Genomic DNA, 23,362 nt, shown 5'->3' with positions numbered 1-23,362 from the left:
CCTCGTCAGGAGTCGTCCGCGGCGACGGGGACCAGCACTACCTCGTCGTCGCGGACCACGATCTTCTGGTCCGGGCACACCGGCCCGTCGACGATCTCCTCGGCCCCGGACGCCCGCACGACGGTCACGTCACCGGGCGTGCAGCCGTAGTCGAGGAACACGACCCCACCGCCCCCGTCGACCTCCGACTCCTCGTCCCCGGTCCGGACGGTCACGTCCTCCCGGCTGTCGTTGGCGACCTCCAGGTCCCCGCCGCCGTCGCACGCCGACAGCACCGCCCCCACGCCGACGACCGCGACCGCGACCGTCCACGCGCGCCCGTACCGACGACCGTTCATCTCTTCCCCCGCGTTTCGACCGACCTCTCTCGTCGGCAACCTACCGCCGTCGGCGCACCGCGACCTGGGACGACGCGAGGAGGTTCCGGGCAGTTCCCGCGAGCGTCCCCGGCGCGTCGCCCGGCTGGTGCCGGCGTTGTCGGGCCCGCGGCGTGCGCTCGCTCTCACACCCGCAGGCCAGGTCCGCGGGGGTCCCGAAGCGAGACCGACACCGCGGGCGGTCGCCCGAGGTGCGCCAAGACCAGGGCGAGACGACGCCGGGCGGGGTGGGTGGTGGTGCCGCGTCGTGGCGGGCCTGGCGGGAGCCGCGAGGAACGAGCGGCGGATGGTAGACGCGCCACCACCACCCACCCCGCCCACCCCAGGTGACCAGACCGCCGTCGGGCACGAGGTGACCACGGCCCTACCTCGTGCAACCGCGGTCTACCTCGCGGAACCGGGGTCAGGAGTGCGGGACCGTCGCCGTGATGAGGGTGCCGTCGTCGCGGCGGTTGCCCGAGAGCGCGCGCAGGCTCGGGCGGCCGGGGCGTACCGGGCCCTGGCCGTCGAGCGCGACGCGCGTGAGCTCGCCCGGCACGACCTTGACGCGCTCGCCGCGCACGCTGACCTGCGCGCCGTCGCCGGTCTCCGCGTCGAACTCGATCGCGTCGGGGAGCACGGTGACGCGCAGGCGCGAGCCGTGCCACTGGACGCGGAACGTCAGGGACTCCCACTCCTGCGGCAGCCGCGGGTCGAAGGTCAGGTCGCCGTCGGAGTCGCGCATGCCTCCGAACCCGCACGCGAGCGCGGACCACGTGCCGCCCGCGGAGGCGACGTGCACGCCGTCGGCCGCGTTGGCGTGGAGGTTCGCGAGGTCGACGAACAGCGACGACACGAAGTACTCGAGCGCGAGCTCGTGGTACCCGACCTCGGCCGCGACGATCGACTGCACGACGCCGGACAGCGTCGAGTCGCCCGTGGTCAACGGGTCGTAGTACTCGAAGTCGGCGAGCTTCTCCTCCGCGGTGAAGTGCTGGCCCTGCAGGAACAGGGCGAGCACGACGTCGGCCTGCTTGAGCACCTGGTAGCGGTAGATGACGAGCGGGTGGTAGTGCAGCAGCAGCGGTCGCTTGTCCGCGGGCGTGTGCGCGAGGTCCCAGATCTCGCGCTCGAGGAAGTGCGAGTCCTGCGGGTGGATCCCGATGCTCTCGGCGTACGGGATCGACATGTGGTCCGCCGCGCGGACCCACTCCGCCGCCTCGTAGGCGCCGAGCCCGAGCCGGTCCACGAGGAGCGCGTAGTCCTCGGGGTGCTCGGCCTTCATGCGCTCGACGACGATCGCGGCCGCGCGCAGGTTGAACCGTGCCATGACGTTGGTGAACAGGTTGTCGTTGACGACGGTCGTGTACTCGTCGGGGCCGGTCACGCCGTGGATGTGGAAGTTGTCGTCGCCGTTGGCGCGCCAGAAGCCCAGGTCCTCCCACATGCGGGCGGTCTCGACGAGGATGTCGACGCCCTCGCGGCGCAGGAAGTCGACGTCCCCCGTGGCGCGCACGTACTGCACGAGCGCGTAGCTCACGTCGGCGTCGATGTGGTACTGCGCGGTACCGGCGGCGTAGTAGGCGGACGCCTCCTCGCCGTTGATGGTGCGCCAGGGGAAGAGAGCGCCCTTCTGCGACAGCTCGCCGGCACGACGGCGGGCGGCGTCGAGCATCTGGTAGCGGAACCTCAGCGCGTTGCGCGCGTACCGGGGGCTCGTGTACGTGAGGAACGGCAGGACGTAGATCTCGGTGTCCCAGAAGTAGTGCCCGCTGTACCCGGAGCCCGTGAGGCCCTTGGCGGGGACGCCGTTGCCCTCGGCGCGCGCCGTCGCCTGGGCGAGCTGGAACAGGTTCCAGCGCACGGCCTGCTGGATGCCGGGCTGGCCGGGGACCTCGACGTCGGAGCGCGCCCAGAAGTCGTCGAGCCATTCACGCTGGAGCGAGAGCTGGCCGTCGACGCCGGTCTCCCGCGCGCGGTCGAGCGTGCGGCGGCAGCGGTCGACGAGCTCGCGCGACGGCACGCCGCGCGACGTGTGGTACGCGACGAGCTTGGTGAGCCGGATGGGGCGGCCGGGCTCCGCGTGGACGCGGAACACGTGCTTGGCGAGGTCCTCGTCGACCTGCGTGCGCACGTCCCACTCGTTCTCGGTCTCGAGCAGGTCGTCCGCCGCGACGGCGAGCGTCATGCCCGAGTTCGTGGCGCGGTAGGAGAGCACGAGCCGCTCGTCGTCGCCCCACTGGGACTGCGGCTGGAGCACCCGACCGGAGAACTGGTCGGTCTTGCGCGGGTCGAACCCCTCGCCGAGCGAGGCGGAGCGCACGTGGTACTCGTCCTGCCCGTCCTGGCGGTTGAGGATCTGCGACGAGATCGCGACGGGCGCCGCGGCGTCGAGCAGCGTCACCTCGAACGTCATGATCGCCAGGTGCCGCTCGACGAACGACACCATGCGCTCCGAACGGACCTGGACGCGCTTGCCCGACGGCGTCCGCCACAGCAGCTCGCGGCGCAGGACGCCGTCGCGCAGGTCGAGCGACCGCTCGTAGTCGACGAGGTCGGCGACGGGCAGCAGGAGCGGCTCGTCGTCCACGTAGAGCCGGATGACCTTCGCGTCGGGGACGTTGACGATGGTCTGCCCGACGCGCGCGAACCCGTACGCCTCCTCGGCGTGCCGGATCGACCAGGTCTCGTGGAAGCCGTTGACGAACGTGCCGTGCGAGTGGGACTCCCGCCCCTCCTCGACGTTGCCGCGCATGCCGAGGTAGCCGTTCGCGACGGCGAAGAGGGTCTCGGTCACGCCGAGGTCCTCGGCCGAGAACTGCGACTCGACGAGCCGCCACGGCTCGGCCGGGAAGCGCAGGCGGTCGACGGTGCTCTGCTCGTCGGCGGTCTTGCGGATCACGCGCCCGCCTCCTCGCCGGCCGGTGCGGCGTCGGCCTGCGCGGCCACGGTGGCGCGCGGGCGGTCGAGGACCGTCGCGTCCAGCTCGCCCAGGTCGCTCACGACGACGTCGGCCCCGTGCGCGCGCAGCGCGTCGGCGCCCACGCCGCGGTCGACGCCGAGCACCAGCCCGAAGTCCCCGGCGGCACCGGCCTGGACGCCCGAGAGCGCGTCCTCCACGACGACCGCCTCCGCGGCCGGGACGCCGAGCAGCTCGGCCGCGCGCAGGTAGGTGTCCGGAGCGGGCTTGCCCGCGATGTGCTCGCGCGCGGCGACGTTCCCGTCGACGACGACGTCGAACCGGTCCGTCAGCCCCGCGGCGGCGAGGACCGCGGGCGTGTTCCGCGACGACGACACGACCGCGACGGCGGCGCCCGCCCCGGTCACGGCGTCGAGGAAGCGCACGGAGCCCGGGTAGGGCGTGATGCCCTCGTCCGCGAACATGCGGTTGACGATCTCGTCCTTGCGGTTGCCCAGCGCGCACACCGTGCCCTCGCCGGGCGCGTCCGTGACCTCGCCGCGCGGCAGCTCGACGCCGCGCGACGCGAGGAACGTCGCGACGCCGTCGTACCGGGGCTTGCCGTCGATCGACGCGAAGTAGTCCGCGGCGGTGTACGGGGCGAGGCCGTGCGCGGCGCAGTACGGCGCGAACAGCCGTTCCCAGGCGCGCATGTGGAGCTCGGCGGTCGGCGTGAGCACGCCGTCGAGGTCGAACAGCACGGCTCGCAGGACGGGCATGGGGGTCCTTCGCGGTGGGGGGACGGGTCGGCGCGGAGGACACGTCCGTGCCGTCCGGAGAGCCGGGGCACGGCCGTCCGCACGTCGCCGTCGTGACCGCCGCGCGGGGTCAAGCGTACGCACGACGGGCGGTGTGCGGGAAGCCGCCGAGCCGACGCCCAGGCGGCGCTCAGGCGTGGGCTCGCTCCGCCAGCACGTCGGCGACGCGGCCCAGGTTCGCGAGGAGGGCGCGGTGCTCGTCGGGGGTGCCCGCGACGCCGCGACCGGGCCCTCCCCCGGCACCCCGGGGGGCGCCCAGGAGCGTGACGTCGTCGAGCGCGGGCAGCGGGAGCCCGATCCGGCGCCACGGCACGCTCACCAGGTCGGCGAGCTCGCCCAGCGCGGGGCCGGCGCACTGCGACACCTGTGCGGGCGGGAGCGCGGCCCACAGGCCGACGCCCCGCTCGACCGCGCGCGCGACGGTCTCCCACGTCTTCTCGTCCCACGGCCCGAGCGCGAGACCGACGGCGTCGGCGCCCGCGAGCACGACGGGCGCCACGCCCACCCAGGCGCCTCCCACGTGGACGACCGTCGACGCCGACGCGGCGCGTGCGGCGTCGAGCACGGGCCGCAGCCCGTCCACGAGGTCCGGGCCGGGCACCGCGCGCAGGCGCGAGTAGCCCGAGAACGACGGGAGCACGCCCGCCCCGACCTGGGCGAGCAGCGGCTCGTCGACCTGCACGACGACGTCCGCCCCGGGGACCTGCCGGCGCACCTGCGCGACGTGGTCGCCCACGGCCACCGCGAGCGCCTGGACGACCTCGCGCACGGCGCCCCGGTCGGACAGCACGCGGTCGCCCCGGGCGAGGTAGACGTCCGCGGCGAGCGTCCACGGCCCGGTGACGGTCACGGCGAGCGGGCCCGAGTACCCCGCCCCCGCGATGGCGAGCGCCTCCAGGTCCTCGCGCAGGAACGCCTCGGCCCGCCGCCGGTCCGCGCCGCCGTGGTCGGCGAGCTTCCAGCCGTGCGGACCCAGCTCGACGGGCAGCTCCGGCAGCAGCGCGGCGGTGCGCCCGGTCGCGTCCGCGCCGGGTCCGCGCCCCGGGAGCTGGACGAGGAACGGCACCCCGCGCACGCCCGTCGGGACCTCGGCGAGGTCGCCGAGCACCGTGAGCTGCGCCTCCAGCACGTCCGCTCCCTCGCCGCCGGGCCACGGGCCGAGCCCGCTCACCGCGGTCATGCCGCACCCCCGCGCGAGCGCTCGCCCCGGGCGTCGCCCGGCCTCTCGTCACGAACCACGTGCCGTCCACCTCTCTCCAGGAGCACACTGGGAAACCGAGCCGTGCCGCGATCCCGCCGGGGTCCGGGGGCCGCGCGGCCACCGAGCACGAGGGTGTGCGGAAGGGCTCCGACATGGGCACGCACGAGAACAAGGCCACGGCGGTCGCCGTGCACACGCGGGCGATCCCCGGCAACCACGGCGACGCGCTCGCGACGCTGCTCGGGCCCGGGTTCCGCAACCACGACACGTCGCCGGGCTGCGAGGGCGGCGTCGACGCCCTCCTCGCGATGATGCACTGGTACGACGAGGCGTTCGAGGACCAGCGCGTCGAGGTCCTGCACGCCGTCGCGGAGGGCGACCTCGTCGCGCTGCACGTCGAGCTCAGCGCGCGTCACACCGGGTTCTTCCGCGGCGTCGCGCCGACGGGGCGGCGCTTCCGGGTGCGCGAGATGCACGTGCTGCGCTTCGTCGAGGGCCAGGAGGTCGAGCACTGGTGCGTGCGCGACGAGTCGGCGCTCGTGCGCGCGCTCGCTCACCCCGCGCCCGTCGGCGCCGGCTGACCGGCCGACCGGTCTGCCGACCGTGCCGCCGCGCGGTAGGCACGGTCCACCGTGGCCTGGCCGAGCACGCGCGGCCCGTCGTAGACGACGAGCGACTGCCCGGCCGCGACGCCGCGGAGCGTCGTGCCCCTGAGCTCGACCTCGATCGCGTCGCCGGCGGCCCGGACCCGGGCCGCGACCGGCGCACCGTGCGCGCGGACCTGCACCTCGACGTCGGCGCGCTCCCCCGGCGCCGGGCGCGCGCCGTCGAACCAGACCGCCGCGCCGGCCTCGATGCGGTCGACGCTCAGCAGCTCGGCCGGGCCGACGACCACACGGTTGCTCGCGGGCTGCACGTCGAGCACGTACCGCGGGCGACCGTCCGGCGCGGGGCGGTCGATGCCGAGGCCCTTGCGCTGGCCGACGGTGTACGCGTAGGCGCCGTCGTGCTCGCCGAGCACCGTCCCCTCCGCGTCGACGATCTCGCCCGGGCGCGCGCCCAGGCGGTCGCGGAGGAAGCCCTGCGTGTCGCCGTCGGCGACGAAGCAGATGTCGTACGAGTCGGGCTTCGCGGACACCGACAGCCCGCGCCGCGCCGCCTCGGCGCGCACCTCGTCCTTCGACGCGAAGTCCCCGAGCGGGAACATCGCGCGCGCGAGTCGCTCCGGCCCCATGACGGCGAGCACGTAGGACTGGTCCTTCGCCTCGTTCGGGGAGCGGTGCAGCTCCCGCACGCTGCGCACCCCGTCCGAGGCGGACGCGTCGGGCACGTCGCGCGTCACGACGCGCGCGTAGTGGCCCGTCGCGACGGCGTCGAAGCCGAGCGCCGTCGCCTTGTCGAGCAGCGCCTCGAACTTGATGTGCTCGTTGCACCGCACGCACGGGTTGGGCGTGCGCCCGGCCTCGTACTCGGCGAGGAAGTCGGCGACGACCGTGTCCTCGAACCGCTCCGAGAGGTCCCACACGTAGTACGGGATGCCGAGCACGTCGGCTGCGCGCCGCGCGTCCCCCGCGTCCTCGATCGAGCAGCACCCGCGCGACCCGGTGCGGAACTGGTCGCGGTTGCGCGACAGCGCCATGTGGACGCCCACGACCTCGTGCCCCGCCTCGACCGCGAGCGCCGCGGCGACGGCCGAGTCGACGCCGCCCGACATGGCGGCGAGGACCCTCACGCGGCACCGCCCGCGCGGGTCGGGACCGCGGTGCGGGTCGGAGCAGCGGCACGCGTCGGGCCGGACGCGAGACCCGCCGCCCGCGCTCGCTCGACGGCGGGGGGCAGCGCGTCGAGGAGGCGCGCGACGTCGTCGGGCGTGGACGTGACGCCGAGCGAGAACCGCAGCGCGCCGCGCGCGTCCTGCTCCGGCACGCCCATCGCGAGGAGCACGTGCGACGGCTGCGGCACGCCGGCCTGGCAGGCCGAGCCGGTCGACGCCTGCACGCCCGCGGAGTCGAGCAGGTAGAGGAGCGAGTCGCCCTCGGCCCCGGGGAACGTGAAGTGCGCGTTGCCCGGCAGCCGGGCGGCGTCGCGGCCGCCCGCCCCCGGCTCGGGGCCGCTGAGGACGGCGTCCGGGACCCGCCCGCGGACCCCCGCCACGAGCGCGTCGCGCAGCGCCGCGAGGTGCGCCGCGCGCTCGTCGCGGTGCGCGACGGCCTCGGCGACGGCGACGCCGAACGCGCGGATCGCGGGCGCGTCGAGCGTGCCGGAGCGCACGCCGCGCTCCTGGCCTCCGCCGTGCAGGACCGGGGTGAGGGGCGCGTCGCGCCGCGTGACGAGCGCGCCGACGCCGACGGGCCCGCCGAGCTTGTGGCCGGACACGGTCATCGCGTCCAGACCGCTCGCCGCGAAGTCGACCGGGACCTGACCGACGGCCTGGACCGCGTCGGAGTGCACCGGGATGCCGTGCGGACGCGCGAGCTGGACGACCTCCTGGACGGGCTGCAGCGTCCCGACCTCGTTGTTGGCCCACATGACGGAGATCAGCGCGATCTCCTCGGCGTGCTCGGCGACCTCGGCACGCAGCGCGGCGAGGTCCACGCGGCCCTCGCCGTCGACGGGCAGCAGGACGATCTCGGCGCCCGCGTGCTCGGCCATCCAGAACGCGGGGTCGAGCACCGCGTGGTGCTCGACCGCCGAGACGACGATCCGCCGACGGCGCGGGTCGGTCGTGCGGCGGCCCCAGAACAGGCCCTTGATCGCGAGGTTGTCCGCCTCGGTGCCCCCCGCGGTGAACACGACCTCGCTCGGGCGCGCGCCGAGCGCCGCGGCGATCGACTCGCGCGCCTCCTCGACCGTGCGGCGGGCGGCGCGCCCCGCGGCGTGCAGCGACGACGGGTTGCCGGTGCGCGACAGCTCGTCGACGAGGGCCTCGCGCGCCGCCACGGACAGCGGCGTCGTGGCGGCGTGGTCGAGGTAGGCCGCCGGCGCGGGGACGGGGCCGGAAGGGTGGGTCACGATCACCCAGTCTACGGAGCACCCGGGCGCGTCCGGTCCGAGGAGTGAGCGGCGCTGGACATCGCGGCGAGAAGCGCTAGGTTGTCAGAGGTCTGCGCCCGGCCGTCGCCGGGCGCTCGTCCCGGTCGCAGGACCGCCGTCGCGCGCCACACGTCGCCGCGGGACGGGAGCGCGCCGACGACGAGACCGTCCAGCCACCGACAGGGGAAGTGGCATCTCGATGCCCGACGACGCCGCACCGCCCGCCGTCGAGGCCGCCGGAGACGTCCCGGTCGCCTCGGGCGGTGGCCGCCTGCTCTGGAGAGACCTGCCGCTCGGGCTGCGCGACGAGCTCGAGGCGGTCGCCGGCGGCCGGGTCGTGCAGGAGCGCTCCGTCTCGGCCGGGTTCAGCCCCGGGCTCGCGTCCGTCCTCACGTTCGACGACGGCTCCCGCCTCTTCGTCAAGGCGGCGCGGACCGCGGACGAGCCCGTGGCGGCCAACCTCCACCGCGCCGAGGCGAAGGTCGCGACACGGCTGCCGCGCGAGGTCCCCGCCCCGCGCTTCGCGTGGGGCCACGGTGACGGCGACTGGATCGCGCTGGCGTTCGCCGTCGTCGACGGGCACGTGCCCGCCACGCCCTGGGACCCCGACGAGCTCGACCGGGTCCTGGCCACCCTCGTCCGCCTCGCGTCGGTCCCGGGGGCCCGCGCGATGCGGCTGCCGCCGACCGGGCCAGACTTCGCCGACATGGCGACCGGGTGGCGTGCGCTGCGCGACGACCCCGACCCGCGCCTGGCCGCCGTCGCGCCGTGGGCGGCCGCGCACCTCGACGCGCTCGCGGAGGCCGAGCGCGGGGCGCTCGTGGCGTGCGAGGGCGAGTCGTTCGTGCACGGCGACATGCGCGCCGACAACGTCCTCCTCACGCCGGAGAAGGTCTACGTCGTCGACTGGCCGCACGCGTCGCGCGGCGCGGCGTGGCTCGACCTCGCGATGTTCCTGCCGAGCGTCGTGATGCAGGGCGTGGTGGACGTCTGCGAACCGGTCACGGTGAGCGCCGACCCGGCGCGCCGCGCGCGCGGCGGCGCGTGGGCGGCGTCGACCTTCGCGGCGCACCCCCTCGGGGGCGACGTGCACCCCGCCGACCTGCGGTCGGTCGTCGCCGGGATCGCCGGGTACTTCCTGCACTCCGCCCGCAAGCCCGCCGTCCCGACGATCCCCCGCCTGCGCGCGTTCCAGCGCGCCCAGGGCGTCGCCGCCCTCGCGTGGCTGGAGCACCTGGGCCTCTGAGGCTCCCGGACGGGACGGGTCTCCCGGAGGTGCGGCGGACGACGAGGGGTCCGGCGCCGTCGCGACGCCGGACCCCTCGGCCGTGCGGGAGGCGCGTCAGTCGCGCCACACCTGGACGACGGAGGGCCGCGGGCCGGCGAACGCGCCCGTCGGGACCGGGGTGCCCGGCGTCAGGTAGTCGGGGAAGTACGACGCCTGCGCGTCGAACGACCCGTCCTCGCCCGGGTGCTGGACCGCCACGTAGACCATGCGGTCCGCCGAGTCGACGAGCGGCCCGCACGTCTCGGCGCCGCGCGGCACCGAGAGGAACTGCTCGACGCGACCGCGCTCGCGGCCGTCGAGCGTGACCTTGAACAGGCCGTCGCACTTCTGGATCGTGCTGGGCTGCCCGTCGGTGGAGATCCACAGGTTGCCCTCGGCGTCGAACGCGAGGTTGTCCGGGCAGGAGATCGGGGAGACCTTCTCCTTCGGGTAGCCCGAGAAGTAGGTCGAGGCGTTCGTCGCCGGGTCGCCCGCGACGAGCAGCAGGTTCCACCGGAACGTCAGGGCGGCAGCGTCGTCGCCGTCCTCGACGATCTCCACGACGTGGCCGTCGCGGTTGGTGTTGCGGGGGTTCGGCTCGGTCGCGGCCTCGACCGCCGCGGGCCCGCGCGAGGTGTTGTTGGTGCACGCGACGTAGACGCGGCCCGTGACCGGGTTGGGCTCGACGTCCTCGGGGCGGTCCATCTTCGTGGCCCCGACCTGGTCCGCCGCGACGCGCGTGTAGACGAGCACCTCCTCGAGGCTCATGCCGGGGACCTGGCTCCGCCCGTCCAGGACGAGCGGGACCCACTCGCCCCGGCCGTCGAACGCGCCGTCGGACGGCACCGCGCCCGACCCGTCGATCTCGGACGCGGGCGAGTCGCCGCGGAACCTCGCGACGTACAGCGAGCCCTCGGTGAGCAGCGTCTTGTTGTGGCGGCGGGCGCCGTCGCTGTTGCCGGGGCGCATGGTGCGCGAGGAGACGAACTTGTAGACGTAGTCGAAGCGCTCGTCGTCGCCCATGTACGCGACCGCGTTCCCGCGGCGCGAGAGGATCACGTTGGCGCCCTCGTGCTTGAACCGGCCGAGCGCGGTGTGCTTCACCGGCGGCTCGTCCGGCGCGTACGGGTCGATCTCGACGATCCAGCCGAAGCGGTTCGGCTCGTTCTCGTAGCCGGGGTTGCGGGCGTCGAACCGCGGGTCGTCGAGCTCCCAGCCGTACCCCGTCGCGGCGTCGCGCAGGCCGTAGCGCGCGTCGTGACCCGTGCCCGACGTGCGGAAGTAGCCGTTGTAGTTCTCCTCGCCCGACAGCACGGTGCCCCACGGGGTCGTGCCGCCCGCGCAGTTGTTGAGCGTGCCCAGCACGCGCGTCCCCGACGGGTCCGCGACGGTCTTGACGAGGTCCGTGCCGGCCGCCGGACCGGTCAGGCGGAACTCGGTCGCCAGGTGCACGCGGCGGTTGTACCGGCTGTCCGCGACGTAGTCCCACGGGGTTCCCGTGCGGCGGCGGCTCACCTCGACGACGGACATGCCGTGCGCGGCGCGCTCGATGGCCCGCCGCGTCGGGGCGTCGTACGAGGCGTCGAACATGATCGCCGGGTTGGTGTACTCGTGGTTCGCGACGAGCAGGCCGCGCGTGCCCCGGCCGGGGCCCTTGCCCTTGCCCTGGGCGCCCGCGAGGGCGTGCTGGCGCTCGAACGGCAGGATGTCGAGGTAGTCGTTGTTGTAGCCGAACTGTCCCGCCTGGGCCTCGGGCGTCTGGCGAGCGACGTCGAACGGCTGGGCGCCGCGCAGGATCGGGTCGCCCCAGCGGATCACGGGCCGCCACCGGTAGCCCTCGGGGACGACGAACGCGTCGCGCGCCGCGGGCTGGGGCGAGATCGCGCCGAAGGCGAGCCCCTTCTGCGGGCGCCCACCGCCGTGGCCGCCACCGTGGGCGGGCAGCCCCTGGGCGGCGGCGGGCGCGGCGCCGACGGTCTGCGCGCCGAGCACGACGGCGGCGGCACCGACCGCGAGCCCGCCGAGCAGCGCACGGCGCGACATCGCGCCGGCGACGACGTCGCGGAACGTCTCGTTGGCGCTCTCGTTGGGGACCGGGTGCGAGCACGCGTCCGCGCACTTCAGCCGGCAGGTGACGGGGCTGCGCTTGCCGCGCGCGTGCGGCGCGACGGAGAGCAGGGGGCGATGCTCGGGGGCAGGCGTGATCGTCATCGGTCGTCTCCACGGGTCGGGGGGCCTCCCCGTCACCGGGGAGTCGGCCCGACGCTAGGAACGATCGGTGACCAGCGGGCCACCGCCCGGAGGACGCCGGGTGAACTCTCGGCACCGGCTGGTCGCCCGCTGGGCGGCGACCGGCTACCCCTGCGACGCGCGGTGCTCGCGCAGCACCTCGGCCGCCTGGGGCAGCACGTCCGCGAGGTCGCCCACGACCGCGAAGTCCGAGATCTCGAACAGCGGGCACTCCGGGTCGTTGTTCACGGCGACGATCACCTGCGAGGCCTGCATGCCGCCGCGGTGGTGCGGGGCGCCGGAGATACCCGCGCCGATGTACAGGCGGGGGGCGACGGTGACGCCCGTCTGGCCGACGAACTGGTCGTGCCAGCCTTCGTAGACGGCGTCGCGCGTCGCGCCCACGGCCGCGCCGAGCGCGTCGGCGAGCTCGGTGACGGGACCGAAGTCGCCGTTGGTGCCACGCCCCCCGGCGACGACGATCGCCGCCTCGCCGAGCGCCGGGCGACCCGCGCCGGCCGACTCGTCGACCGTGCGGGACACGACGCGCGCCGCGGTCGCGGCGGGCGAGAGCTCGACGCGCAGCGCCTCGACGTCGGTCGCGACGGCCGCGTCCGCGGGCTGCGGGACGACGGAGTTGGCGCGCAGCGTGAGCACCGCGGGGTCGGTGAGGATCTCGCTGCGCACGTCCCACGACCCCGCGAAGACGCGCTTGTCCGCGACGAGGTGCGTGCCGCCGTCGGTCAGCGCGGACGCGTCGACGACGAGGCCGGCCTCGGTGAGGAACGCGAGGCGCGCCGCCGCCTCCTTGTTCGGGAAGGACGACGTGAGCAGGACGGCGTCGGCGTGGGACGCGCGCGCCGCGGCGGCGAGGACCTCGGCCACGACGGGCGTCAGGTGCAGCGCGTCACCGGTCACGACCTCCCCGCCCGACGACGGCTCGGCCTGGCGCACGAGCGCGACGCCGTGGGCGCCGAGCTGGGCGAGGACGTCGACGCTCGGCGCCTCCAGCGCGACGGCCTCGACGCGCCCGAGCGAGCGGCCGACGGTGATCAGCTCCAGCACGGGCGAGCGCAGCTCGGTGCCGGCGGAGTCGAGGAGGACGAGGACGGTACGGGTCCCGGGGGTGCTCATGGGCGGACGCCTCTCAGACCAGGTCGTTGCGGATGAGGAACTCGGCCAGGGCGCGTCCGCCCTCGCCCTTGTCGACGACGATCTCGGCGTCGGGACGCGGCGGGCGGGGCGACGCGTCGGTCACGCGCGTGCGCGCGCCGGCGTCGCCGACGAGCGCCGGGTCGACGCCGAGGTCGGCGAGGGTCCACGCCTCCACCGGGCGCGTGCGCGCCGCCATGATGAGCTTGAAGTTGGGCATGCGCGGGTCGTTCGCGTGGTCGGTCACGGACACCACGGCGGGGAGCGGCGCCTCGAGGACCTCCTCGACGCCGTCGAGCTCGCGCGTCACGCGCGCGCTGCGCGCGCCCGGCTCCCCCTCGACCTCGAGCTTCCCGGCGAGCGTGAGCTGCGGCAGCCCGAGCTCCGCCGACAGGAGCGCCGGGACGACCGAGCCGAGCCCGTCGAGCGCCGCCATGCCGGTCACGACGACGTCCACCGGCGCCTCGTCCGCGAGGCGGCGCACCGCGGCGGCGAGCACGCGCGCGGTGCCGAAGTAGTCGGAGCCCGCGATCGCGTCGTCGCTCACGCGCACGCCGCGGTCCGCGCCGAGCTGGTAGGAGCGGCGCACGGCGCCGTCGGCGTCCGGCCCGGCCACCGTGAGGACGATCACCTCGCTGGTCTCGCGCTCGGCCTCGGGCAGCGCCTCCTTGAGGCGCAGCGCGGCCTCGACCGCGTTCTCGTCGAGCTCGTTGAGCGTCCCCTCGTCGGCCCGGCGCACGACGCGCCCGCCCTCGAAGCCCCGGTCGGCGTGGATGTCCGGGACGTACTTCACGGCGACGACGATCCGCATCGGCTGCTCTCCCTGTGCGCTGGGCGGTCGGCCGGAGAGGTTCCCGGCCCGCTCGGGGAAGCCTACCGGCGGGCGGCGGGAGGAGCCGGTGACACCCGCCACAATGGACGGGTGCACGTGCCCTCCGACCCGAGCCCCCTCCCCCCGGCCACCGGCGAGCCCGCGCGCCCGGCCGCGCCGGGACGCGTCGACCGGCACGCCCTCGTGCCGCCGCTCGGCGTCCGCGTCGTGGGCGACGGCGTCGACGTCGCCGTCCTCGCGTCGCACGCGACCGCCGTCGAGCTGTGCCTCGTCGACGTCGTCGACGACGCGCTGCCCACGCACGACCCCGCCCGCTACCGCGAGCGCCGCGTCCCGCTCGCCGGGCCGGCGTACGGCGTCTGGCACGCCCACGTCCCGGGCGTCCGCGCCGGGCAGCGCTACGGGTTCCGCGTCCACGGGCCCTGGGACCCCGCCGCCGGGCTGCGGCACAACCCCGCGAAGCTGCTCGTCGACCCGTACGCGCGAGGCCTCGTGGGAGAGCTCGTCGACGACCCCGCGATCCACGGGCAGGTCGGCGACGACCCGTACGGCCCGGCCGACGCGCGCGACTCGCTGCCGTTCGTCCCGCACGCGGTGGTCGTGGCCGAGCCCGCGGGCGCGCTGGCGCCCCGACCGCGCGTCCCCTGGCGCGACACCGTGGTCTACGAGGCGCACGTGCGCGGCCTCACGCAGCGGCTCGAGGCCCTGCCCGAGCACCTGCGCGGCACGTACGCGGGCGTCGCGCACCCGGCGACGATCGAGCACCTGCGGTCGCTCGGCGTGACGACGGTCGAGCTGCTCCCGGTGCACGCGAACGTGCCCGAGCCGCACCTGCTCGCGAGCGGGCGCACCAACTACTGGGGCTACTCGACCCTCGGGTTCTTCGCGCCCCACGCCGCGTACGCGACGCGCGACGCCCAGGAGGCCGGGCCGGGCGCCGTCCTCGACGAGGTGCGCGGCATGGTCCACCTGCTGCACGAGGCGGGGATCGAGGTGCTGCTCGACGTCGTGCACAACCACACGTGCGAGGGCGGCGCGGACGGCTATCACCTGTCGTGGCGCGGGCTGGACAACGCCGGGTACTACCTGCACGACGGCGGCTCGCCCGCACGCCTCGCCGACGTCACCGGGACGGGCAACTCGCTCGACTTCCGGCGGCCCGCCGTGGTGCGGGCCGCCCTGGACTCGCTGCGGTACTGGGCCGAGGTCGTGGGGGTCGACGGGTTCCGGTTCGACCTCGCGGTCACGCTCGGGCGCGGAGCATCCGGGTTCGACCCCGACCACCCGTTCCTCGTCGCCCTCCAGACGGACCCGGTGCTGTGCGGGCTCAAGCTCGTCGCGGAGCCGTGGGACGTGGGACCGGGCGGCTGGCGGACCGGGCAGTTCCCGCCGCCGCTCGCCGAGTGGAACGACCGGTTCCGCGACGCGGCGCGCCAGTTCTGGCTCGCCGACGCGCGCGAGGCGTCCCACGGGCGTCCCGGCCACGGCGTGCGCGACCTCGCGACCCGGCTCGCGGGCTCGGCCGACCTGTTCGGCCACTCCGACCCGCCGCTGCTGCGCGGACCCGTCGCGTCGGTGAGCTACGTGACCGCGCACGACGGGTTCACGCTCGCCGACCTGGTCGCGTACGACCACAAGCACAACCTCGCGAACGGCGAGGACAACCGCGACGGGACGGACGACAACCGGTCGTGGAACCACGGCCTCGAGGGCCCGGTCGTGGCCACGGACGCACGGGCGGGCGGTGGCGCCGGGCTCGACGCGCTCGGGCTCGGCGTGGAGATCGCGCCCCTGCGCCGCCGGTCGATCCGCAACCTCCTCGCGACGCTCGTCCTCGCCGCGGGCACCCCCATGCTCACCGCGGGCGACGAGATGGGCCGGACGCAGCGCGGCAACAACAACGCCTACGTGCAGGACGACGAGACGTCCTGGGTCTCGTGGGACCTCTCGCCGTGGCGCAAGGACCTGCTCGCGACGGCGCGGTACCTGCTCGCCCTGCGGCGCGCGCACCCCGCGCTGCGGCCCGACACGTTCTTCACCGGACGGCCCCGCGCCACGGGGGCCGCGACGGACGCTGCGACGCGGCACAGGGCGGACGGCGTCGGCGTGCCCGACCTCGTGTGGTTCGACGCCGACGGCGAGCTCCTGGACCACGCGGCGTGGCACGACCCTGCCGTCCGGACGCTCCAGATGCTGCGGACCGCGCCCGAGCCCGGCGACGCCGACGTGCTGGTCGTCCTCGCCGGCGCCCTCGACCCCGTGGACGTCACGCTCCCGGGCGTGCGGGCGGCGGCCGGCGCCGACCCCGAGCGCTGGGACCTCGCGTGGGACTCCGACTGGGAGCACCCCGACGACCGGGACCGCGCGAACGGCGACGGCACCGCCCACGCGGGCGACGTCGTCGGGCTCGAGGCCCTGAGCCTGCGCGTCTACGTCTCCACCCCGCCGAGGTAGAGCCCCGGTCGCGCGAGGTAGAGGCATGGTCGCGCGAGGTAGAGCCGTGGTCGCACGAGGTAGAGGCGTTGTCGCACGCGCCCACCGGGCCCGCCCAGGTCTGGACACGTGCTCTACTCTTCCCGCATGAGTGACAGCGCGGTCGACTCCCCCGTCAGCTCCCCCAGGATCGAGGACCCCGAGGTCGTCGTCGTGGGGGCCGGCCTCGCCGGGCTCGTCGCGGCGGCCGAGCTCACCGCGGCGGGGCGCCGCGTCGTCCTGCTCGACCAGGAGCCGGCCGCGAGCCTCGGCGGCCAGGCGTGGTGGTCGTTCGGCGGCCTGTTCCTCGTCGGCTCGCCCGAGCAGCGGCGCATGGGCGTCACGGACTCCGCCGAGCTCGCGTTCGACGACTGGCTCGGGTCCGCGCGGTTCGCGCCCGGCGCGGACCGCGGCGAGGGCCCCGACCGCCACGGGTACGCCTGGGCGCGCGGGTTCGTCAACTTCGCGGCCGGGGAGATGCGCGACTGGCTGCACGACAAGGGCGTGCGGTGGTTCCCGCTCGTGCAGTGGGCCGAGCGCGGCGGGTACCCGGTGCGCTCGGGCGCCGACGGGTCCGCGGCCGGCGCCCACGGCAACTCCGTCCCCCGGTTCCACGTCACGTGGGGCACCGGGCCGGGGATCCTCGAGCCGTTCGTCCGCGCCGCGCTCGACGCCCGGGCCGCGGGTCTGCTCGACCTGCGGTTCCGGCACCGGGTCACGTCGCTCGTCGTGACCGACGGCGCGGTGACGGGCGTGCGCGCGGAGGTTCTCGCGCCGTCGGACGTCGAGCGCGGCGCGCCGTCGTCGCGCGAGGTCGTCGGCGAGGTCGAGATCGCGGCGAGCGCCGTCGTCGTGACGTCGGGCGGCATCGGCGCGAACCACGAGCTCGTGCGTTCCCGCTGGCCGCAGGCGGCGGGCCGGCTGCCCGCCCGCATGCTGTCCGGCGTCCCCGACTCGACCGACGGGCTCATGATCGGCGTCGCCGCCGACGCGGGCGCCGCGCTCGTGCACGAGGACCGCATGTGGCACTACCCCGAGGGCATCGCGAACCACTCGCCGGTGTGGACGGACCACGGGATCCGCATCCTGCCGGGTCCGAGCTCGCTGTGGCTCGACGCCGACGGCAACCGGCTGCCCGCCCCGCTGTTCCCCGGGTTCGACGCGCTCGGCGCGCTCCAGCACGTCACCGAGCGCGGCGACGACCACTCCTGGTTCGTGCTCAACAAGGCGATCATGGAGACCGAGTTCGCGCTGTCGGGCTCCGAGCAGAACCCCGACCTCACCGGCAAGGACGTCCGGCTGCTCGCGCAGCGCGTGCTGCCGGGCGCCGTCGGGCCGGTGGCACGCTTCGCGGAGCAGTCGCCCGAGTTCGTGTGGGCCGACACGCCCGAGGAGCTCGCGGCCGGGATGAACGCGCTCGTGGACGCGACCCCAGGATCGCGCGGCCACGTCGACGCCGACGCCCTCGCGCGCATCGTCCATCTGCGTGACGAGCAGGTCCGCACCGGCCTCGGCAAGGATCCGCAGGTCGTCGCGACGGCGATGGCGCGGCGTTACCGCGTCGACCGGCTCATCCGCGTCTCGCCCCCGCGCCCGCTCACCACGCCCAAGGACGGCCCGCTGCTCGCCGTCCGCCTCTCAGTGCTCACGCGCAAGACGCTCGGCGGGCTCTGGACCGACACGTCTGCGCGCGTGCTGCGCGCCGACGGCTCCGTGCTGCCCGGTCTGTGGGCCGCGGGCGAGGCGGCGGGCTTCGGCGGCGGCGGGGTGCACGGGCACCGCGCGCTGGAGGGCACGTTCCTCGGCGGGTGCCTGTACTCCGGCCGCGTCGCCGGCCGCAGCCTCGCGGCCGAGCTCGGCTGACGCGAGGCGCGGCGGGCCTGCGCCGGGCGCGGGTGCCCGGCCGCTAGGGTCGGCGACCATGACCGTGCCCGACGACGCGTCCCCGACTGCGGCACCCGGCGCACCCGCCGCGGTCGACCACCTCGACGCCCGTGCGTGCGAGCGCGTCTTCCGCCGCAACGGGCTCCCGCTCCTCGTGGAGGGCCACTCGCTCGACCGCGACGTGTTCGGGCGCTCGGCGCCGTTCCTGCTCGTCGTGCTGCTCGCCGAGCTGAGCGGCGCGATCCGGTCCGGCTGGCCCGCCTGGGCGAACGCGCTCGCGCTCGTCGGCGGCGCCGCGATCCTCGCCGCGGCGTACGCGGGCCTCAACGTGCTGCGCGGGCGCCCGTGGTCGACCCTGCCGCAGTCCGTCGGGGTCCCCGAGCTCGCGTTCTTCGTGCTCGTGCCCGCGCTGCTGCCGGTCGTCTTCGGGGGCCAGTGGGGCGACGCGCTGCTCACGGCCGTCGGGAACCTCGTGCTGCTGGGCGTGGTGCGCGTCGTCGTCGGGTACGGCGTGCTGTCGTCGCTGTGGTGGGGGCTCGCGCGCGTGACCGACGAGCTCGGCGCCGCGCTCCTGCGGCTCGTGCGGCTCCTGCCCCTGCTGCTCGTGTTCTCGCTCGTGCTGTTCTACAACGCCGAGGTCTGGCAGGTGTTCGACCGCACGCACGGCGTCGCCGACGTCGCCCTCGGCGCGTTCTTCGCGCTGCTCGTCGTGCTGTTCGTCGGCCTGCGTTCCCCGGCCGAGGCCCGCGCGGCGCTCGCCGGGTCGGCGGGGGACGTGCCCGGGCGCGAGCGGGCGGCCCGGTTCAGCCGCGGGCAGACGGCGAACCTCGCGACGATGATCGCCACGAGCCAGCTCCTGCAGGTCCTCGTGGTGAGCCTCGGCATGGGCGTGTTCTTCATGGCCCTCGGGACGCTCACCGTCACGCCCGAGGTCATGGCTTTGTGGGACGTGGACGGCGGCACGTGGCGGCGGACGCTCTCGCTCGCCGGCGGGGGCGGTGTCGGGGGCGCGGACCTCGTGGTCACGCAGACGCTCGTGCGCGTCTCGGTCGCGATCGCGACGTTCACCGGCCTGTACTACGCCATCTCCGTCCAGGTCGACGCCGTGTACCGCGAGGAGTTCGTGGACGGCATCGAGACGCAGCTGCGTGACGTGCTCGCGGTCCGGGCCCGCTACCTCGACCTGCTCGCGGCCGACCGCCGCTGACCCGCACCGCACCCGCGACGGACCCGCGACGCCCCCGGCTGCTTGACACGGGGCATCCCTCGGGCGAAGGTTGTACAGACACGTCTGTACACACCCTACGCGGTATGGAGCGGTGCAGTGCTGCCCGCCCGACCGGCTCGACGAGGAGCACCATGCCTCTGACCTCCACGACACGCGAGGCGCCAGGACGCGCGGCGCACCGGCACTTCGACACCTACCTGTTCGACCTCGACGGCACGATCTACCTCGGCACCGACCTCCTGCCCGGCGCCGCGGAGCTCGTCTCGACCCTCCGCGCGCAGGGCGCGCGCGTGCTCTTCGTGAGCAACAACCCCACGCGCAGCCCGCAGGACTACGCCGACAAGCTCACGCGACTCGGCATCCCCACGGGCCACGAGGACGTCTACACGAGCCTCGTCGCGACCGTGGCGTGGGTGCGCGCGCACGCCCCCGGCGCCACGGTCTTCCCGATCTCCGAGCAGCCGCTCGTCGACGCGCTCCTCGCCGAGGGCTGCACGATCAGCGACGACCCCGAGAAGATCGACCTCGTCGTCGCGTCGTACGACCGCTCGTTCGACTACCGCAAGCTCCAGGTCGCGTTCGACACGCTGTTCGTCCACGGCCGCGCGCGCTTCGTCGCGACGAACCCCGACCGGTTCTGCCCGTTCCCGGGCGGCCGCGGCGAGCCCGACTGCGCGTCGGTCGTCGCCGCGATCACCGCCGCGACCGGCGTCGCGTGCGAGGCGGTCTTCGGCAAGCCCGACCCGGCGTTCCTGGAGATCATCGCGGCCGAGACCGGGCTGGACCCCGCGACGACCGTCATGGTGGGCGACCGCCTCAGCACGGACGTCGCGTTCGCCCACGCGACGGGCATGACGTCCGCGCTCGTCCTGACCGGCGAGACCGACCGTGCGACCGCGCTGCGCACGCCCGCGGCGCAGGCACCGACGCTCCTGCTCGAGCGCGTCGACGACCTGCTCCAGCCCGCGGGCCACCTGTGGGACGTGGCCCGGCGGGAGGTGCGGGCATGACGACGACGCCGAGCGAGGCCACCGCGCTGCCGGCCGCCTTCCGCGCGCTCCCCCTGCAGGACGTCGTCTCCGCGCCCGGCGCGCTCGACGCGCTGCCCGACGTCCTGCGCCGGCTCGACGCGCGCCGCGTCACGGTGCTCCACGACGGCGCGCGGATCGTGCACGACGGGAGGGACGTGGTCGCGACCGTGCTCCGGCTCGCGTCGTCCCCGCGGGCCGGGACGACGTTCGTCGACGACACCCTTGTCCGCCGCACGGCGCACGGCGTCGTGCTCGACGAGGACACCGTCGACGCCGCGACGATCGGCTGCCAGGGCTACGACGTCGTCGTCGCGACGGGCGGCGGCACGGTCACCGACCTCGCGAAGGCGGTCGTCGCCGCGACCGGGGCGCGCCTCGTGGTCGTCCAGTGCGCGGCGTCCGTCAACGGCTACTCCGACGCGCTGTCCGTGCTCGTGCGCAACGGCGCCAAGCGGACCGCCCCGACGGCCTGGCCCGCCGCGCTGCTCGTCGACCACGACGTGCTCGCCGCCGCGCCCCCGCACCTCACGCGCTCCGGCGTCGGCGACGCGGCCGCGACCTGGACCGCGCCCGCCGACTGGTACCTGGCCGGCGCGTTCGGCATGGACGCCGGGTACGACCCCGAGGTGTTCCGGCCCGTGCAGGAGGCGGTCGCCCGGCTGCGCGCCCACCCGGCCGAGTCCGCCGAGGCGCTCTCCGCGCTCGTCGACGCGCTCACCGTGGGTGGCCTGTCGATCGGGATCTGCGGCACGACCGCGCCCCTCTCGGGCTCCGAGCACCTGATGAGCCACCTCCTCGACATGGCGGCCATGGCGCGCGACGAGCCGCACGACCTCCACGGCGCCCAGGTCGGCGTCGCGACGGTCGTCGCGGCGAGCCTGTGGCAGCTGGCGCTCGACCGGCTCGACCGCGCCGCGCTGGAGACCGCGGTGCTCTCCCCGCCCACCGACCTGCGCGGGCGCGTCGCGGCCACGTGGGCCGTCGTCGACCCGAGCGGACGCGTGGGCGCCGAGTGCTGGACCGCCGTCGAGCGCAAGCTCGCGCTCTGGGCCGAGCGGCAGGACGCGGCGCGGGCCGCCGTCGACGCCTGGGACGAGCACCGCGAGACCCTGCGCGGGCTCACGGCCGACCCGGCCGTCCCGGCGGACGTGCTGCGGGCCTGGGGCGCGCCGACGCGGTTCTCCGAGCTCACGCCCACCGTGGGCGAGGACGAGGTGCGCTGGGTCCTGCGCTCGCTGCCCCTGATGCGGGACCGCTTCACGCTCCCCGACCTGCTCCTGCTCGCCGGCCTGTGGGACGACGCCCTGCTCGACGAGGTGCTGGCGCTCGCCGCACGCCACGGCGGCGGCCTCTGAGAGTCCCCTCCTCCACGGCAAAGGGCCGCACCCGGCGGGTGCGGCCCTTCGTCGTCCCGCGGCGACCGGGTGCGCGGCCCCCGGCGCGCGTCGTGCGACGCCGCGGGAGACGACGACGGCCCGCACCCCGGTCGGGGTGCGGGCCGTCGCGGCACGGTCGCCGTCAGACGAGCGCCTGCAACGGGTTCTCCACGATCTCCGTGAGACGGGCGAGGAAGCGGGCCGCCACCACGCCGTCGACCGGGCGGTGGTCGACCGACAGCGTCAGGTGCACGACCGTCGCGACCTGGACCTCGCCGTCCACGACGACCGGCTCCGCGACCGCCGCCCCCACCGCGAGGATGCCCACCTGCGGAGGGTTGATGATCGCGTCGAACTCCCGGACGCCGTACATGCCGAGGTTCGTCACGGTCAGCGCACCGCCCTCGAGCTCGTCCTGCTGCAGACGGCCCTCACCGGCGCGCGCGACGAGGTCCTTGACGGCCGTCGAGAGCGCACCGAGCGAGAGCGAGTCCGCCCCGCGCACCACCGGCGTCACGAGCCCGCGCTCGGAGGCCACCGCCACCGAGACGTCGGCGCGCTCGAAGCGCAGCACGGCGTCGGGCGTCCACACGACGTTCATCTCGGGCACGTCGACGAGGGCGCGCGCCGCCGCCCGGACGAAGAAGTCGTTGACCGAGACGCGCACGGGCGACGAGGCGTTGACGGTCGCGCGCAGCGCGAGCAACTCGTCGACCCGGACCCGCGCGCGCAGGTAGAAGTGCGGCGCCTCCTGCTTGCTCGCCTGCAGCCGCGAGGCCACGAGACGACGCAGCTTCGAGTGCGGGACCTCCTCGTACGGCCCGTACGCCGACGTCCGCACGGCGGGTGCGCCCGTCGCCGCGGTCGCCGCCACGGGCGGCTCGGCGGGGGCGCTCGCGGCCCGGGTCGCGCACGTCGTCGCAGGTCGCGGCGCCTCGGGCGCCTCCGCCGGGGCCGCGGTCGCCGCCGCCGGCGACTGCGCGGCGGCGATCGCGCGCAGGACGTCGTCGCGCACGATGCGACCGCCGGGGCCGGTGCCGTCGAGCTGGTCGAGCCCGAGCCCCGCGTCGCGCGCCATCCGGCGCGCGAGCGGGCTCGCGAAGATCCGCCCGCCGTTCGCGCCCGGCCCGGCCGGTGCGGCCGGTGCGGCCGGGGCGTCGGCCGCGGGCGCCGCCGGCGCGGGCTCCGCCGGGGCGGGCTCCGCCGGGGCGGGTGCGACCGGAGCAGGCTCCTGCGCAGCCGGGGCAGCGGGCGGCGCCGGCTCCGGCGCGGGCTCCGCCGCGTCGGACGCCGGGCCGAGGCCGAGCTCCGCGAGGAGCGCGTCGCCGGCGGCCGGGTCCTCGTCCGGCGCGAGGAGCACCGCGATGGGGTCGCCCACCGGGACGAGCGTCCCCGCCTCGACGACGAGGGCGTGCACGACGCCGTCCTGGTCGCACTCGATGTCGACGACCGCCTTCTCGGTCTCGACGGTCGCCACGACGTCGCCCGCGGCGATCTTCTGCCCGGCCTCCACGGACCAGCCCTCGAGCGCCGCCTCGTCGGAGTCGGCGGACACGCCGGGCAGTCTCAGGTAGGTTGCCATCT

17 protein-coding genes are annotated in these 23,362 nt (G+C 75.7%); 7 read left to right on the top strand and 10 right to left on the bottom strand.

Annotated features, from left to right (window positions below):
- Nucleotides 1-5: 5 nt before the first annotated feature.
- The 4 genes from ABRQ22_RS05135 to ABRQ22_RS05120 form a co-directional block, all read right to left on the bottom strand.
- Nucleotides 6-338: a hypothetical protein gene (locus ABRQ22_RS05135; protein WP_353708798.1), complete on the bottom strand. Its 333-nt coding sequence runs from the start codon at nt 336-338 to the stop codon at nt 6-8.
- A 442-nt stretch (nt 339-780) separates the two neighbouring features.
- Complete coding sequence (locus ABRQ22_RS05130; protein ID WP_353708797.1) at nt 781-3,258, bottom strand: glycosyl hydrolase family 65 protein; 2,478 nt, start codon at nt 3,256-3,258, stop codon at nt 781-783.
- On the bottom strand, nt 3,255-4,034 hold the full coding sequence (locus ABRQ22_RS05125; protein ID WP_353708796.1) for a beta-phosphoglucomutase family hydrolase: 780 nt from the start codon (nt 4,032-4,034) through the stop codon (nt 3,255-3,257). Before ABRQ22_RS05125 ends, ABRQ22_RS05130 begins: the two co-directional genes overlap by 4 nt.
- Nucleotides 4,035-4,203: 169 nt before the next feature.
- Entirely contained in the window at nt 4,204-5,253 is a 1,050-nt protein-coding gene (locus tag ABRQ22_RS05120; RefSeq protein WP_353708795.1) for a hypothetical protein, read from the bottom strand.
- A 173-nt stretch (nt 5,254-5,426) separates the two neighbouring features.
- Here ABRQ22_RS05120 and ABRQ22_RS05115 point away from each other — a divergent pair, with 173 nt between their 5' ends.
- A complete protein-coding gene (locus ABRQ22_RS05115) occupies nt 5,427-5,855 on the top strand; it encodes an ester cyclase (protein ID WP_353708794.1) in 429 nt (142 codons plus the stop codon).
- On the opposite strand, the gene mnmA is transcribed toward ABRQ22_RS05115, so the two are convergent.
- Together mnmA and ABRQ22_RS05105 are read right to left on the bottom strand one after the other, a co-directional pair.
- Complete coding sequence (mnmA, locus tag ABRQ22_RS05110) at nt 5,828-7,006, bottom strand: tRNA 2-thiouridine(34) synthase MnmA (RefSeq protein ID WP_353708793.1); 1,179 nt, start codon at nt 7,004-7,006, stop codon at nt 5,828-5,830. The two genes, ABRQ22_RS05115 and mnmA, sit on opposite strands and share 28 nt — an antisense overlap.
- Nucleotides 7,003-8,286 (bottom strand): cysteine desulfurase family protein, encoded by a 1,284-nt coding sequence (locus ABRQ22_RS05105; RefSeq protein WP_353708792.1) that lies wholly within the window; start codon nt 8,284-8,286, stop codon nt 7,003-7,005. The genes mnmA and ABRQ22_RS05105 overlap by 4 nt, the downstream gene beginning before the upstream one ends.
- Nucleotides 8,287-8,506: 220 nt before the next feature.
- Here ABRQ22_RS05105 and ABRQ22_RS05100 point away from each other — a divergent pair, with 220 nt between their 5' ends.
- Nucleotides 8,507-9,553, top strand: coding sequence for an aminoglycoside phosphotransferase family protein (locus ABRQ22_RS05100; protein ID WP_353708791.1), 1,047 nt, complete (start codon nt 8,507-8,509; stop codon nt 9,551-9,553).
- Nucleotides 9,554-9,649: 96 nt separating this feature from the next.
- On the opposite strand, the gene ABRQ22_RS05095 is transcribed toward ABRQ22_RS05100, so the two are convergent.
- The 3 genes from ABRQ22_RS05095 to ABRQ22_RS05085 all read right to left on the bottom strand — a co-directional run bounded on the left by ABRQ22_RS05095 (nt 9,650) and on the right by ABRQ22_RS05085 (nt 13,766).
- Nucleotides 9,650-11,785: a PhoX family phosphatase gene (locus ABRQ22_RS05095; RefSeq protein WP_353708790.1), complete on the bottom strand. Its 2,136-nt coding sequence runs from the start codon at nt 11,783-11,785 to the stop codon at nt 9,650-9,652.
- Nucleotides 11,786-11,929: 144 nt separating this feature from the next.
- Nucleotides 11,930-12,937 (bottom strand): electron transfer flavoprotein subunit alpha/FixB family protein, encoded by a 1,008-nt coding sequence (locus tag ABRQ22_RS05090; protein ID WP_353708789.1) that lies wholly within the window; start codon nt 12,935-12,937, stop codon nt 11,930-11,932.
- Between the two features lie 13 nt (nt 12,938-12,950).
- Complete coding sequence (locus tag ABRQ22_RS05085; RefSeq protein WP_253053505.1) at nt 12,951-13,766, bottom strand: electron transfer flavoprotein subunit beta/FixA family protein; 816 nt, start codon at nt 13,764-13,766, stop codon at nt 12,951-12,953.
- Between the two features lie 204 nt (nt 13,767-13,970).
- Here ABRQ22_RS05085 and glgX point away from each other — a divergent pair, with 204 nt between their 5' ends.
- From glgX to ABRQ22_RS05060, 5 genes are all read left to right on the top strand, one after another.
- Nucleotides 13,971-16,241: a glycogen debranching protein GlgX gene (glgX, locus tag ABRQ22_RS05080; protein WP_353709501.1), complete on the top strand. Its 2,271-nt coding sequence runs from the start codon at nt 13,971-13,973 to the stop codon at nt 16,239-16,241.
- 126 nt (nt 16,242-16,367) lie between these two features.
- On the top strand, nt 16,368-18,122 hold the full coding sequence (locus tag ABRQ22_RS05075) for an FAD-binding dehydrogenase (protein WP_353708788.1): 1,755 nt from the start codon (nt 16,368-16,370) through the stop codon (nt 18,120-18,122).
- Between the two features lie 58 nt (nt 18,123-18,180).
- On the top strand, nt 18,181-19,350 hold the full coding sequence (locus ABRQ22_RS05070; RefSeq protein WP_253053493.1) for a hypothetical protein: 1,170 nt from the start codon (nt 18,181-18,183) through the stop codon (nt 19,348-19,350).
- A gap of 152 nt (nt 19,351-19,502) precedes the next feature.
- Nucleotides 19,503-20,381 (top strand): HAD-IIA family hydrolase, encoded by an 879-nt coding sequence (locus tag ABRQ22_RS05065; RefSeq protein ID WP_253053491.1) that lies wholly within the window; start codon nt 19,503-19,505, stop codon nt 20,379-20,381.
- Entirely contained in the window at nt 20,378-21,757 is a 1,380-nt protein-coding gene (locus tag ABRQ22_RS05060) for an iron-containing alcohol dehydrogenase (RefSeq protein WP_353708787.1), read from the top strand. Before ABRQ22_RS05065 ends, ABRQ22_RS05060 begins: the two co-directional genes overlap by 4 nt.
- Nucleotides 21,758-21,920: 163 nt before the next feature.
- Here ABRQ22_RS05060 and ABRQ22_RS05055 read toward each other — a convergent pair whose 3' ends face one another.
- A complete protein-coding gene (locus ABRQ22_RS05055; RefSeq protein ID WP_353708786.1) occupies nt 21,921-23,360 on the bottom strand; it encodes a dihydrolipoamide acetyltransferase family protein in 1,440 nt (479 codons plus the stop codon).
- Nucleotides 23,361-23,362: the final 2 nt, after the last annotated feature.

The sequence above is a fragment of the Cellulosimicrobium sp. ES-005 genome (assembly GCF_040448685.1).
GTDB classification, from domain to species: domain Bacteria; phylum Actinomycetota; class Actinomycetes; order Actinomycetales; family Cellulomonadaceae; genus Cellulosimicrobium; species Cellulosimicrobium cellulans_G.
This window is presented reverse-complemented; position numbering and strand designations above follow the sequence as displayed.